The sequence below is a fragment of the Paenibacillus sp. P5_B5 genome (assembly GCF_056400365.1).
In genome coordinates, this window is record NZ_JBFULK010000008.1 from 112,201 (window position 1) to 126,867 (window position 14,667).

The 14,667-nt window shown below is 42.2% G+C and carries 11 protein-coding genes; all 11 read left to right on the forward strand.

The annotated features are described in order from the left end of the window. Positions 1 to 121: 121 nt before the first annotated feature. On the forward strand, positions 122 to 682 hold the full coding sequence (locus tag AC1DOK_RS12725) for a VanZ family protein (protein WP_477554649.1): 561 nt from the start codon (positions 122 to 124) through the stop codon (positions 680 to 682). 230 nt (positions 683 to 912) lie between these two features. Then, entirely contained in the window at positions 913 to 4,293 is a 3,381-nt protein-coding gene (gene icmF, locus AC1DOK_RS12730) for a fused isobutyryl-CoA mutase/GTPase IcmF (RefSeq protein ID WP_477554650.1), read from the forward strand. A gap of 20 nt (positions 4,294 to 4,313) precedes the next feature. Then, positions 4,314 to 5,438, forward strand: coding sequence for an acyl-CoA dehydrogenase family protein (locus AC1DOK_RS12735; protein ID WP_477554651.1), 1,125 nt, complete (start codon positions 4,314 to 4,316; stop codon positions 5,436 to 5,438). 8 nt (positions 5,439 to 5,446) lie between these two features. Then, positions 5,447 to 6,451, forward strand: coding sequence for a thiamine pyrophosphate-dependent dehydrogenase E1 component subunit alpha (locus tag AC1DOK_RS12740; RefSeq protein ID WP_477554752.1), 1,005 nt, complete (start codon positions 5,447 to 5,449; stop codon positions 6,449 to 6,451). Between the two features lie 56 nt (positions 6,452 to 6,507). Continuing rightward, positions 6,508 to 7,491, forward strand: a complete 984-nt coding sequence (locus AC1DOK_RS12745; protein ID WP_477554652.1) for an alpha-ketoacid dehydrogenase subunit beta — start codon at positions 6,508 to 6,510, stop codon at positions 7,489 to 7,491. A 21-nt stretch (positions 7,492 to 7,512) separates the two neighbouring features. After that, a complete protein-coding gene (locus AC1DOK_RS12750) occupies positions 7,513 to 8,721 on the forward strand; it encodes a dihydrolipoamide acetyltransferase family protein (protein ID WP_477554653.1) in 1,209 nt (402 codons plus the stop codon). A gap of 48 nt (positions 8,722 to 8,769) precedes the next feature. Next, entirely contained in the window at positions 8,770 to 9,960 is a 1,191-nt protein-coding gene (locus tag AC1DOK_RS12755; RefSeq protein WP_477554654.1) for an acetyl-CoA C-acetyltransferase, read from the forward strand. Between the two features lie 25 nt (positions 9,961 to 9,985). Then, positions 9,986 to 10,834, forward strand: a complete 849-nt coding sequence (locus AC1DOK_RS12760; RefSeq protein ID WP_477554655.1) for a 3-hydroxybutyryl-CoA dehydrogenase — start codon at positions 9,986 to 9,988, stop codon at positions 10,832 to 10,834. Positions 10,835 to 10,845: 11 nt separating this feature from the next. Beyond that, the gene (locus AC1DOK_RS12765) at positions 10,846 to 12,000 is read left to right on the forward strand and encodes an acyl-CoA dehydrogenase family protein (RefSeq protein WP_477554656.1); all 1,155 of its coding nucleotides are present in this window, start codon (positions 10,846 to 10,848) and stop codon (positions 11,998 to 12,000) included. A gap of 110 nt (positions 12,001 to 12,110) precedes the next feature. Continuing rightward, positions 12,111 to 13,181, forward strand: coding sequence for a MerR family transcriptional regulator (locus AC1DOK_RS12770; RefSeq protein ID WP_477554753.1), 1,071 nt, complete (start codon positions 12,111 to 12,113; stop codon positions 13,179 to 13,181). A gap of 151 nt (positions 13,182 to 13,332) precedes the next feature. After that, the gene (locus AC1DOK_RS12775; RefSeq protein ID WP_477554657.1) at positions 13,333 to 14,631 is read left to right on the forward strand and encodes an amidohydrolase; all 1,299 of its coding nucleotides are present in this window, start codon (positions 13,333 to 13,335) and stop codon (positions 14,629 to 14,631) included. The last annotated feature ends 36 nt before the right edge of the window (positions 14,632 to 14,667 follow it).

The window sequence follows — 14,667 nt, forward strand, 5'->3', positions numbered from 1 at the left end:
GCGAATTGACACATCTATTCTTTAAGAAATCTTAAGCATTTCTTAGTCGGAAGTTAATATGCGTTGGTTATACTTCTTAGTAACGACATCTGACAAATATAATAGAAATGGGGTTAATCCTATGACTAAGAGGCACGGAAATCTAACAATTAAATTCATATTAGTTGTTGTCTTTACACTCTATCTCTATTTACTAATGAAATTAATTTTATTTAAATTCGGACCGATTGAATTTGATTTTCTACTGGATCAATTGAAGCATACGCTAGCTAATCCGGATCGAATCGGAAGAACCTTATCCTATTCAGGAAATCTAGTACCATTTAGAGAAATCTCAGAGAATATTGATCATATTGTTTATGGAGGCAGTATGGTAAGCTTCATCAATTTTGCGGGAAATATTGTTGCCTTTATTCCGCTCGGGTTTATGTTGCCGATACTATTTAGAAGAAGCAAGTTTTCCCTTGTCAAAATTGTGTTCATCTCACTCTTGTTAAGTCTAAGCTTTGAAACCATACAATTAGTACTTAGCATTGGGACGTTTGATGTGGATGACTTGATTCTCAATACCTCGGGCGGTATGATCGGATACTTCATTTTCAAAGCTGGTGTTTATTCCATTAAGTTTATGAACATACAACCTGTTTGGAAAGAAGAACGACTGAATTCCAAATTGTCATAGAAAGTTAGTAAGAATAATGCAGGAAAAGAATAAAGAATGAGAAACGGCCTCAATTTCCTTCAAGGGATGCTGATGTCGTTTTTTTGTGTTGGTAGCTGAGACGAAGAAGATGAAACAGTCTTTATGGTAGTAATCAAGGATGAAAAACTTGGAATAGTTTCATATTGTTTATGAGTGATGATGAATACGAATGAAGCTTTCGAATACATCTGAAATAGAGGAGGTGTTACATGGAAACGACCGTGTATCGTCCAAAGAATAAGGTGCGGATCGTAACGGCATCGAGTTTATTTGATGGACATGATGCTTCGATTAATATTATGCGGAGAATCTTACAAGCATCGGGAGCTGAAGTTATTCATCTAGGTCATAACCGTTCTGTAGAAGAAGTCGTCAATGCTGCTATACAAGAGGATGTCCAGGGGATTGCGATTAGTTCGTACCAAGGTGGGCATGTCGAGTATTTTAAGTATTTATATGATCTTTTACAGACTAAGGGAGCTACTACGATCCGGATATTTGGAGGTGGAGGCGGAGTCATTATACCGGAAGAAATTAGAGAGCTCGAAGCTTATGGTATTGTCAAAATTTATTCGCCTGACGATGGTAGACGTATCGGACTACAAGGAATGATTAATCATATTCTCGAGGAATGCGATTATCCGTCCATACGAGAGCTCCTTCTCCATGATGATACAAAGCAAATTCAGAAGAATCATACTCTTGCACTTGCCAGAATGATCACCGCTGCAGAAGACAGATTTAATGGAATGAACCTAACTGTACAGGATCATGATAGCCAAGATCAAAGCCAAGATCAAAGCCAAGATCAAAGCCAAGATCAAAGCCAAGATCAAAGCCAAGATCAAAGCCAAGATCAAAACATTCAAGATAATAATATCTTCCATCTAACAAACGAAAAGATATTTAACGAGGTTAAATATACACCGATCGTTGGTATAACAGGTACAGGTGGTGCGGGGAAATCATCATTAACAGATGAGCTGGTAAGACGTTTCTTAGATGATTTTAAACATAAAACAGTAGCTATTCTATCCATCGATCCTTCAAAACAGAAGACAGGTGGCGCACTGTTAGGGGATCGAATTCGGATGAATGCGATTAATACCTCACGTGTATTTATGCGTTCGCTTGCTACGCGTAAATCTCGCACAGAGTTATCTGCGGCAATCACAGATGCGATTCATATCGTTAAGAAGGCAGGTTACGATCTTATTATTGTTGAAACCGCTGGGATTGGTCAGGGTGATGCGAAGATCGCAACAATTGCTGATGTCAGTATGTATGTGATGACAGCGGAATTCGGCGCTCCATCACAACTTGAGAAAATTGAGATGCTAGATCATGCAGATCTGATCGTCATCAACAAGTTTGAACGTCAAGGCTCAGAGGATGCACTTCGTGAAGTGAAGCGGCACTACAGACGAATACACAACTTATTTCATAGTGAAATAGCTGAGTTTCCTGTATATGGAACAATTGCGAGTCAGTTTCATGATCCGGGTACGAATATTTTGTATCAGGCATTAATTAATGTCATTAACCATAAATGCAACGTTACATGGGTATCACAGCTAGAGAATAAAGATAACACTCGTCATCGGAACCCAATTATTCCTCCTGAGCGAACGATGTATTTGGCTGAAATCGTAACGGTTATTCGAAGTTATCAGCAGTCTACAGAAGAACAAGTTAGGATAGCCCGCAAGCTTTATCAATTACATGGGGCGATCAACATTCTTCAGCATGCAGATGCAGGAACAGATGTGATTGCTAAATTAAATGAGCAACTGACAGCTTATGAAGATAAGCTTGAGTCAGATTGTAGACGAATACTTAAAAACTGGCCATCTGTCCGAGCATCCTATCAGCAGGATGAACTTGTGACGACGATCCGGGATAAGAAGCTTCACACCAAGTTATATTCGACTTCCTTATCCGGATTGCGTATTCCTAAGATAGCTTTACCTCATTACGAAGATTGGGGAGAAATTCTAAGGTGGTGCTTGAAGGAGAACTTGCCAGGCGAGTTTCCTTATACAGCCGGTGTTTTTCCTTTTAGAAGAGAAGGAGAGGAGCCGAAGAGGCAATTCGCAGGGGAAGGGACGCCTGATCGAACCAATCAGCGATTTCATTATTTATCAAAGAACGATGAGGCTAAACGACTGTCAACCGCATTTGACTCTGTAACACTGTATGGTCATGATCCAGATTATCGTCCAGACATCTATGGCAAGGTAGGTCAATCTGGCGTATCTGTCTGCTCATTAGACGATATGCACAAGCTATATGATGGATTCGATCTGTGCCATCCTTCAACTTCCGTATCTATGACAATTAACGGTCCCGCTCCGTTCATACTCGCGATGTACATGAACACTGCAATCGATCAGCAGGTAGCTAAATTTGTTCAAACGAATAACAGAACGCCAGATGACGAGGAGTACAGCAAGATTAGGGCTTATACCCTGTCCAATGTTCGCGGAACTGTGCAGGCGGATATTCTGAAGGAAGATCAAGGACAGAATACCTGTATATTCTCAACCGAATTTGCTCTTCGCATGATGGGCGATATACAGCAGTACTTTATTGACCACAAAGTAAGGAATTACTATTCCGTCTCGATCTCGGGATACCATATTGCTGAAGCAGGTGCTAATCCGTTATCACAGCTTGCTTTTACTTTATCCAATGCGTTTACGTATGTGGAATATTACCTCAGCAGAGGGATGCACATTGATGAATTTGCCCATAACTTATCGTTCTTCTTCTCGAATGGGATGGATCCCGAGTATTCTGTGATGGGGCGTGTAGCTAGACGGGTCTGGGCGATCGTAATTAAGCATAAATATGGAGGCAATGAGCGCTCACAAAAACTTAAATATCATATTCAAACTTCAGGTCGTTCCTTACATGCTCAGGAAATTGACTTTAATGATATACGAACTACCTTACAAGCATTAATCGCCATTAATGATAACTGTAATAGCTTGCACACCAACGCATATGATGAGGCAATTACGACTCCAACGGAAGAATCTGTTCGCCGAGCGATGGCGATCCAGATGATTATTACGCAGGAATACGGCTTAACCAAGAATGAAAATTCACTTCAGGGTTCATTTATCATGGAAGAGCTTACCGATTTGGTTGAAGAGGCTGTCATGGCTGAATTCATGCGAATTAATGAAAGGGGTGGAGTGCTTGGTGCTATGGAAACGCAGTATCAACGCGGTAAAATTCAAGAAGAATCGATGCATTATGAGCAGCTCAAGCATAGTGGGAAGCTGCCTATCATTGGCGTTAATACATTTGTGAATCCCTTAACTGTATCGGAAGCTTATGAAGCACCCCAAATCGAATTAGCTAGGGCTTCAAAAGAAATGAAGGAGTCGCAAATTACCAATTTGCAAGCTTTTCAAGCAAGGAACAAGCATGAATCTCCAGTAAGGCTAAAGAATTTACAGAAGGTGGCTCAAGATGGTGGGAATATTTTTGAAGAACTGATGGAGACCGTGAAATACTGCTCACTTGGTCAGATTACGAATGCCCTGTACGAAGTAGGTGGACAGTACAGAAGGAATATGTAAGACAAGGGGTTGAAGAAACCATGAATTTCCTACTGTCTGATGAACATATAATGCTACGTAAGATGATACAGGAGTTTGCAGTGCATGAAGTAGAACCTACGGCCATAGAGCGTGATGTAACAGAGTACTGGGACATGGGTATTTGGCACAAAGCATCCGAATTAGGATTAGCAGGAATCCCATGGTCAGATCAATATGGAGGTGCAGGAGCTGATTATCTTAGCTACATTATAGCTATAGAAGAGCTATGCAAGGTGGATGCAGCTTTTGGTGTTGCTTTAGCTACTCACTGTTCACTTGTTAGCTTGCCGATCTATACATTTGGTACGGAAGAGCAGAAACTTAAATATCTAAGTGCTTTGGCAGCTGGTTCGATGATCGGCGCTAATTGTTATGCAGAATCAGGCTCGAGCTATGAAACCGAGTGTATGCACACAACAGCCGTGTTACAAGGTGATGAATGGGTATTGAACGGAACGAAGCACTTTATTGTGAACGGAGAGTACGCCAAAATCCAGCTTGTATTTGCACAGACAGACCCTCATGCGAATGAGCGTGGAATTTCGGCGTTTATCGTTGAGAACCCATCCCCTGGATTGACCATTGGTAAAAAAATAAACAAAATGGGCATTCGCTCCTGTTCAGCTACAGATATACACTATGAAGAATGTCGTATCCCCAAAGAGAATTTGCTTGGTCAAGTTGGGGATGGCTATCTCATTGCTGCACTAGCGTTAAATGGATGGTGGAACGCTGTAGGGGCTGGAGCTCTAGGTATTGCCCAAGGCGCATTTGATCGTGCAATTGCCTACGCTAAGGGACGTGAACAATTTGGCAAGTCCATCTCTAAGATGCAAGCGATTCAATTCAAGCTAGCTGATATGGCTACGCAAATTGATGCAGCTCGTTTACTCATCTATCAGACGGCTTGGTATGCCGACAATGGCATTTTCAATAGTCAAGAAGGTGCCATGGCTAAACAATTCGCAAGTGATATGGCCATGGAGGTTACTATTCATGCTATACAAATCCATGGTGGGTACGGTTATATGCGAGAATATGCAGTCGAACGATATATGCGAGATGCTAAATTTATGCAAATGGATGAGGGAATTCACAATTTAATCATTAGGAGTGAATGGTGATCATGTCCATGATGAATCGACATCAAAAACTGGGTCTTACTGATCAGCAAGTAGTTGATATGTACAGCTATATGCTGCTCACCCGCAAATTGGATGAACGGATGTCTCTTCTGAATCGAACGGGAAAAATCCCTTTTTTCTTGTCTAGTCAGGGTCAGGAGGCCGCACAGGTTGGTGCAGCCTTTGCACTTGAGAAGGGGAAGGATTATTTCTGTCCTTACTATCGAGATATGGCTTTCATGTTAGTACTTGGAATGACAAGCAGGGAGATTATGCTCTCCACCTTTGCCAAAGCAGAGGATCCGAATAGCGGAGGACGGCAAATGCCAGGACATTTTAGCAGTCGCAAACTCAATGTCTTAACTGCATCAAGTCCTGTAGCAACTCAGATACCACATGCTGTGGGACTCGCATTAGCTGGTAAGCTGGAAGGTAAGAATTTAGTAACTTTCACTAGCTTCGGCGAAGGCTCTAGCAATCAAGGAGATTTTCATGAAGGCGCTAATTTTGCGGGAGTACACAAGTTACCTGTTATTTTCTTTTGTGAGAATAATCAATATGCGATATCTGTACCGATTACGAAGCAAATTGCATGTGAAAGTGTAGCTATTCGTGCAAAGAGCTATGGGTTTCCAGGTATACAGGTGGATGGTAATGATCCATTAGCTGTATATAAGGTCATGAGAGATGCTGTAGCTCGTGGGAGAGGGGGCGAAGGAGCTACTCTGATTGAAGCGATGACATACCGATTTGCGCCACATTCCAGTGATGATGATGACCGAGCCTATCGTTCGAGAGAAGAAGTAGAGTCTGCAAGAAAGAATGATCCGATCATGCAGTTTAAGAAGTATTTACAACAAGTGAATGTTTGGAATGAACCGCTAGAGCAAGTTATACAGGCAAGGATTTCACAAGAAATTGATGATGCGACTGAGTATGCAGATCGAGCTGCATATCCAGAACCAGCAAGTGCACTTAAGTTTGTATATGGAGGGGATTCTGTATCACTGTAAGGATGTGTTATTGGATTTTCAGCTGATGATGACTTTTAAGTAGGGGGCAATGATACATGTCATTAATGTCCTATATTGACGCTGTTGCGCTAGCATTACAGGAGGAAATGAAACGAGATCCTAAGGTGTTCATACTTGGAGAAGACGTTGGCGTACGTGAAGGTGTATTTCGAGCAACAAAGGGGTTGATGGAGGAGTTTGGGGAAGCGAGGGTTATAGATGCACCGCTCTCTGAGTCAGCGATTGTTGGCGTTGCGATAGGTGCAGCTGCTTACGGAATGAGGCCGGTTGCGGAGATGCAATTCGCAGATTTTATCATGCCTGCTACGAATCAAATCATTAGTGAAGCAGCCAAGATGCGGTATCGTTCCAACAACGCCTGGCATTGTCCACTGGTTATACGTGCCCCGTATGGCGGGGGAGTTCATGGAGCACTGTATCATTCACAGAGCATAGAGGCTATCTTTGCGAATGTGCCTGGTCTAAAGATAGTGGCGCCATCAACACCCTATGATGTCAAAGGGTTGCTCAAAGCATCCATTAGGGATGATGATCCTGTTCTTTTTCTCGAACATAAGCGTTGTTATCGACTCATTAAGGGTGAAGTACCAGATACGGATTATGTTCTACCGATTGGCAAAGCTGATGTGAAACGAGAAGGCGATGACATTACGGTTATTACTTATGGTCTTATGCTTCATCTCACCTTACAGGCTGCGGAACAACTGAATAAAGAAGGAATTAGCACACATGTACTGGATTTGTGCACGCTTTATCCGCTTGATAAACAAGCGATTGTGCAAGCAACTGAGAGAACAGGCAAGGTTCTTATTATTCACGAAGATAATAAGGAAGGCGGACTTGGAGGAGAGGTTGCAGCTATTATTGCGGAAGAATGCTTATTCAAGTTAGATGCTCCAGTACGTCGTCTGTGTGGACCTGATATTCCTGCCATGCCCTACAGTCCTCCACTCGAGAAATATTTCATGCTTAATCTAGATACAATCACAGAAGCTATGCGGGAATTGGCAGAGTTCTAAGGGAAAGGGGTGAGAATTGTCATGGCAACGCAAGTCGTCATGCCGCAATTAGGTGAGTCAGTTACAGAAGGTACGATTCTCAAGTGGTTAGTTGCTCCGAGTTCAAAAGTAATGAAATATCAGCCTCTTTGTGAAATAATGACGGATAAAGTGACTGCAGAGATTCCTTCTAGTCAATCTGGCACTATAACACAGCTTGTTGCAGCTGAAGGGCAGACCATTCAGGTTGGTGGACTTATTTGTTGGATTGATGAAGCAAACCAAGAAGAAGAAGCTAGGGTTGATGTACAACCGGTTCGAGATAAGCTACAGAGTAATCATCTGTATTCGCCGGCTGTTCTATATTTAGCTCGGGAGCATAACCTAGATCTTACCCTAATGAAGGGTGCAGGGAAGGATGGACGAATTACTCGTAAAGACGTTCTTACCGCAATTAAATCGCCGCCTCCTATAGTAGAGCGATCAAATAATCCAGCAATTGAATATGCGGAACAAGCAGAATTTGAAGAACATGCAGAGAATTCGGAGTATAAGGAGTCGGAGTCTGCTGCACCTACACATGTTCAACGTAACCAGGTAACAGGATTACCACATGAAATCCATGAATCTCCTCACAATTGGTTGATGGTTGAAGTGGATGTAACCGATTTAAGCGCTTATCGGAATCAAGTGAAAGATAATTTTGAACTGAAGCAGGGATTGAAGCTCAGATTATTACCTTTCTTCATAAAAGCAGTTGTAGCAAGCCTTAAGAAACATCCTAAGATGAACTCTATATGGTCGGGAAGGCAGATTATTACACGTCAAGATATGTGTATATCTCTAGTAGTTGCAGCAAACAATCGGCTTCATGTACCAGTGATACGAGATGCGGATTACTTAAGTGTACTTGGAATTCTGCAAGCTATACAGCATTTAGGTACAAGAGCAGGCCAAGGTGTTTTAACAATTGATGAGCAACAGGGTGGTTCCTTCGCGATTATGAACACAGGTGCAATTGGTTCTATTCAGTCGAAACCAAATGTTCTATACCCGCAAACCGCCATACTAAGTATCGAGCAAATCACTAAACGCGCTGTCATCATAAACAATATGTTCGCAGCAAGATCCATTGTCAATTTGTGCTTATCCTATGATCAGCGAGTGCATGATGTTCTCCTAGCTGGACAGTTCTTACAAAGCATTAAGCATGAGCTTGAAAACAATATGTCTACTATTTCTTTATATTAACGAGCATGAGTATAATTTCAACTCTTGTTGTAAAGGAGAGTGCTTGAATTGCGACAAACGGTCATTGTCAGTACGGCAAGAACTCCATTCGGCCGTTTTGGTGGCGCTTTATCGAAGCTAACGGCGGTTGACCTTGGGGCGATAGCCATTCGTGGAGCTTTGGAGCGTGCTTATTTATCTCCTGATCAAGTAGATGAAGTTATTATGGGAATGGTGTTACAAGGTGGGGCAGGTCAAATACCGTCCAGACAGGCGGCTATTAAAGCAGGATTACCTTGGAATACACCGACAGAAACGATCAACAAAGTATGCGCTTCTGGGATGAGAGCGATTACTTTGGCGGATCAGATCATACGTTCGGGTGACTCAGACATCATCATTGCAGGTGGTATGGAATCGATGTCTAATGCTTCGTATTTGCTCCCACAAGCAAGATGGGGGATACGCATGGGGCATTCAGAAGTTATTGATTTACTCTCTTATGACGGACTGCGCTGTGCGTTTCACGATGTTCCAATGGCGGTCCTAGGCTCACGAATTGCAGCTGAATTTGGAATATCTCGCGAAGCGCAGGATGAATGGGCGCTTCGTTCTCATCAACTTGCGATTCAAGCTATTGATTCAGGTCGCTTAGCGAACGAGATTATTGCGGTAGAAACTCACAATAATAAAGGAATGAAATCGATTGTTGACGTAGATGAAGTCCCCCGCAGAGATACTTCACTAGAGAAGCTTACAGAGCTTCAGCCTGTATTTGACGCGGATGGGACCATTACTGCAGGTAATGCACCTGGTGTGAACGATGGTGCCGCTGCTATGGTGCTTATGTCGGATGAGCGTGCACATTTAGAGTGCATGAAGCCGATTGCTACGATACTGGGGCATGCAGAAGTAGGAGCAGAAGCCTCCTACATTGCAACTACACCGGGGCTTGCTATACAGAAGCTTCTGCAGAAAACTGGCTATCATGTATCTGATATTGATCTATTTGAAGTAAATGAAGCATTCGCTGCTGTAATTCTAACTTCTGAAACAATCGTAGGCTGGGATACGAATAAGGTGAATGTTAATGGTGGTGCGATTGCCTACGGTCATCCACTTGCAGCAAGTGGAACTCGGATTGTCGGTTTCTTAATCCATGAATTAAGGCGCCGTGGAGGTGGTCTTGGTATCGCAGCTATTTGCTCTGGGGCAGCACAAGGGGATGCAATACTAATTCAAGTTCATGATAATGTATAGAACTCTTGATATGGAGTGAGTCAGAATGATGATCCAGAAGGTACTTGTTGTCGGTGCAGGACAGATGGGCAGTGGAATTGCGCAAGTATTAGCACAAGCGGGTATAGAAGTGATCCTAAATGACATCAGTGTAGAGCGTGTTAATCGTGGTATAGAGACGATTACTAGTTTGTTATCACGGAATGTTCAGAAGGGTCGAATGATGGAGGAAGATAAGCAACACATTCTGACGCATATTACATCATCTACTGTTCTAACAGAAATGTCTGATATACAGCTCGTTATTGAAGCTGCTTCAGAGAATATGGAGATCAAATGTGAGATATTCCGCAGATTAGATTCGATAACACCTAAGGAAGTTATTTTTGCTACCAATACCTCTTCACTTCCAATCACAGAGATCGCAGCAGCTACGCAAAGACCTGAGCTTGTTATTGGGATGCATTTTATGAACCCAGTACCTGTAATGTCATTAGTCGAAGTTATTCGTGGCCTAGCAACAAGTGATATGACCTATCAAACAATCGAGAATCTCACCACAAGAATAGGTAAAACAGCAGTGGAGGTCAATGATTTCCCTGGGTTTATCTCGAATCGTATTCTACTTCCGATGATTAACGAAGCGATTTATTGCGTATATGAAGGTATTGCTAAACCTGAAGCGATTGATCAAGTGATGAAGCTAGGGATGAACCATCCAATGGGACCACTAGCGCTCGCTGATTTTATTGGTCTGGATACTTGTCTAGCGATAATGGAAGTTCTGCATGATGGTCTTGGAGACTCGAAATATAGACCTTGCCCACTTCTCCGTAAATATGTTAAGGCGGGCTTTCTAGGGAAGAAAACAGGTCGAGGATTTTATGTATATTAAGGAGGGATGTGGTGGATTTCGAACTCACTCAGCATCAACAGTTGATCAGAGACAGAGTACGAGACTTTGCGCGCAGTGAAATCATACCCTATGCCACTCAGATCGATGCTCAAGATCAATTTCCTCGTGAGATCGTTACTAGAATGGGAGAGCAAGGCTTGATGGGCATACCGATTCCTACAGAATGGGGAGGTTCAGGTGCAGATTTTCTCTCATATATGATTACGATTGAAGAAATCTCATATGCAAGTGCGACACTAGGCGTTATTCTGGCAGTTCATACTTCTGTTGGCACGATTCCAATTCTTAAGCAGGGGTCAAATGAACAGAAACAACGTTATTTAGTTAAACTAGCAACGGGTCAGTTATTAGGAGCGTTTGCTCTGACAGAACCTCAAGCAGGCTCAGATGCATCTCAAATATCGACCCGAGCGATTAAAAATGGTGATCATTATATACTAAATGGCTCTAAGATCTTCATTACCAATGGTGGAGAGGCGGATATTTATATTACATTTGCTGTGACTGAACTTGGCAAAGGAATTAAGGGGATATCAGCGTTTATTATCGAGAAAGATACACCCGGTTTTACTATAGGCTTGAAAGAGAAGAAAATGGGCTTAAATGGTTCTGCAACCACTACAATTCGGTATGAGAATGCTGTTGTTCCATGTTCACAGCTGTTAGGAGCAGAGGGAGAAGGCTTTAAGCTTGCTTTAAATAATCTGGATGGCGGACGTATTAGTATAGCTGCACAAGGGCTAGGCATTGCTCGAGCTGCTTACGATGCGGTAAGTGCACATGTTAAGCAGTATGCAAGGTTAAGCAGAGATTCTGCTCAATTTCTTAGAGCTCAGCTATCATTAGCGCAGATGTCTGCCAAAATTCAAGCTGCTAGGCTCCTAATATACCGCGCTGCAATGCTTAGAGGAAACGGATTGCCTTGTGCTAAGGAAGCTTCAATGGCCAAAATGTTCGCTACAGATACAGCGATGTCGATTGCTACGGACGCCGTTCAGCTATATGGTGTAGACGGCTATAAGAAGGACAATCGGGTTGAACGCTATATGCGTGATGCTAAAGTAACGCAGATTTATGAAGGTACGAATGAGATTCAGCGGATCGTTATAGCCAAGCATGTCCTGCAAGGGGGAAATTCGGATTAGATGAATTGTATAGAGACTGGAAGAGAAACACTTCTTATTTACCTTTACGCTACGTAAAGGTTTATAATAGGTACATACTGACACTACGGGAGAAGTTTTTTGTGAAAACAATGCATATTAAAGAGCTAGCAGAACATTTGAATATAACGCCACGTACGATCCGTTTTTATGAAGAGAAGGGGATGATTACCCCAAGTAAGCATCCCACGAATCAATATCGGGTGTTTGATGAGAACGATGCAAGGCTACTGCAAACAATCATTTCCCTAAGAGAAGTAGGGATGTCCATTGAGGAAATTAAAACCCTATTAATTGAACTGGGTAAAGGTGAGCAGGATCACTTCCTGTATGCGCTTGAATTGCAACGATCAATAATGTTCTCTCAATTTGTGGAATTAAAGCATAACATTGAAACTACTGATCGAATCATTAATCACGTTAAGCAAACACAAGCGATCGCATGGGAAGAAATATTTGAATTAACGAATGCTCGCAAAAGGCTAAGAGATCTTCGCATGAATTGGCGTGACCATTGGAATTTCGACAAACAAGCAGAGTTTCATGATGAGCTTGTTCATAACCATACGAACGATCAGGAATTTAATACCCATCCAAGCTATTCGGTCGCCTTACAAAAAATTCTCAATTGGATCAATCCGCATAAAGGCGAGAAGGGACTAGATATTGGCACGGGTACTGGTAATTTAGCAGCTCTGTTTCTAGAGCAAGAGATTGAGATGTGTGGAATTGATCAGTCGATCGAGATGCTGAAGCAATGCCAACGTAAATTCCCGATGTTCGAAACAAAATTGGGTAACTTTCTTGCCATCCCGTATCTTGACCATAGCTTTGAGTTTGCAGTAACGAGCTATGCGATGCATCATCTAAGTGATGATCAGAAGCTGCTTGCACTTGAGGAAATACGCCGAGTACTCAAACCTCATGGTCGAATTTGCATCGTTGATCTGATGTTTGAAGACGAAGACAAACGAGTAGCATACCTCAATTTGCTAGAACAAGAAGGCAAACAGAAGGTCATGACCCTGATTGAGGATGAATACTATGGAGATCGATCGAAGCTTATCCATTGGTTTGATGAACAAGGATATATCACCAAAGTACAGCAAATTAACGAACTCCTCCATATTGTGTATGCAGTTCCTACCAAAGCTTCCTATTAGGAGTATGCGAATACCAACGCTGGTTCCACAAGTAAAAGATGAATCCTTAACCTTCTATTCCGTTTATCCAGTGTGATATCACCTCTTGACCTTCACTTAACGGAATGGTTTAACCTTCTTCATATAAGGATATGGAGGAGGTTTTTCTATAATGAGAACACTAATTCACAATGTCATAATTGTAACGATGAATGAAAATGAACAACCGTTTGAAGGAGATATTTTAATAGAAGGAGATCAAATTACTCGTATTGAAAGCAAAATCAATGAACAGATCGAACAGGTGGATGAAGTTATAGATGGACGAGGGATGGTGGCTATGCCTGGGTTGATCAATGCGCATCAGCATACACCCATGAGTTTGTTGAGAGGGTTTAGTGATGATCTGAAGCTAATGGACTGGCTAGAGAAGAAAATGATTCCTGCTGAAATAAGAATGACACCCGAGGATATCTACTATGGATCACAGCTTTCCATGGCTGAAATGATTAAATCCGGGACGACGACATTCGCCGATATGTATATTCATATGAATGTCATTGCTTCAGCTGTTGAAGAAGTTGGCATGCGCGCATCATTAACCAGAGGGTTAGTATTTGTTGATGATGATGGGGGAGTAAGATTGTCAGAAGCAATGGATCTCATCGATCGTTGGCATGGGAAAGCAGATGGCAGGATTACAACCATGTTCGGACCTCATGCGCCTTATACATGTCCACCTGAACCATTAAGGGAAATCATTCAGCTCGCGATAGAGCGGAACTTGCCGATTCATATCCATTTGGCAGAAACCAAAGAAGAAGAAATCAAAATTAGAGATAAATATAATCAAACACCGACTCAATATTTATATAACCTAGGTCTGTTTGAACAAGTTCATGTTCTTCTAGCGCATGGTGTTCATCTGAACCGTCGTGATATTGGATTGCTGCGAGGGATGAAAGGGGGAGTTAGTCATAATCCCGTGAGTAACCTCAAGCTAGGCTGTGGAATTGCACCCATAATGGAAATGAAGAAGGTAGGGATTACTGTTGGACTAGGTACAGATGGGGCAGGTAGTGCAACCACTCAGGATATGTTTGAAGAAATTAAAGCAGCAACCTGGCTACAAAAATTAGATTATGGTGATCCGACTGTTCTTCCAGCAAGAGAGGCATTGCGAATGGCTACGATCGAAAATGCCAAATTACTGAGAATAGATCACGAAACAGGTACAATCACAGTAGGCAAGAAAGCAGACATCATTCTTATAGATATGAATAAACCACATCTACAGCCTGTACACAATATCGAATCTCTGCTTGCTTACAGCGTGAATGGTGCAGATGTAGATACGACCATCGTGAACGGTAAAGTGCTGATGAAAAATCGACAGTTGACCACGATCAATGAAGAAGAATTGCTTAGACAAGCATCCTTACGAAGCAAAAGAATAGTTGAAGGAATATAGAAAATGTGAACCAGCCGAGTGGAGGAGACTCGGCTG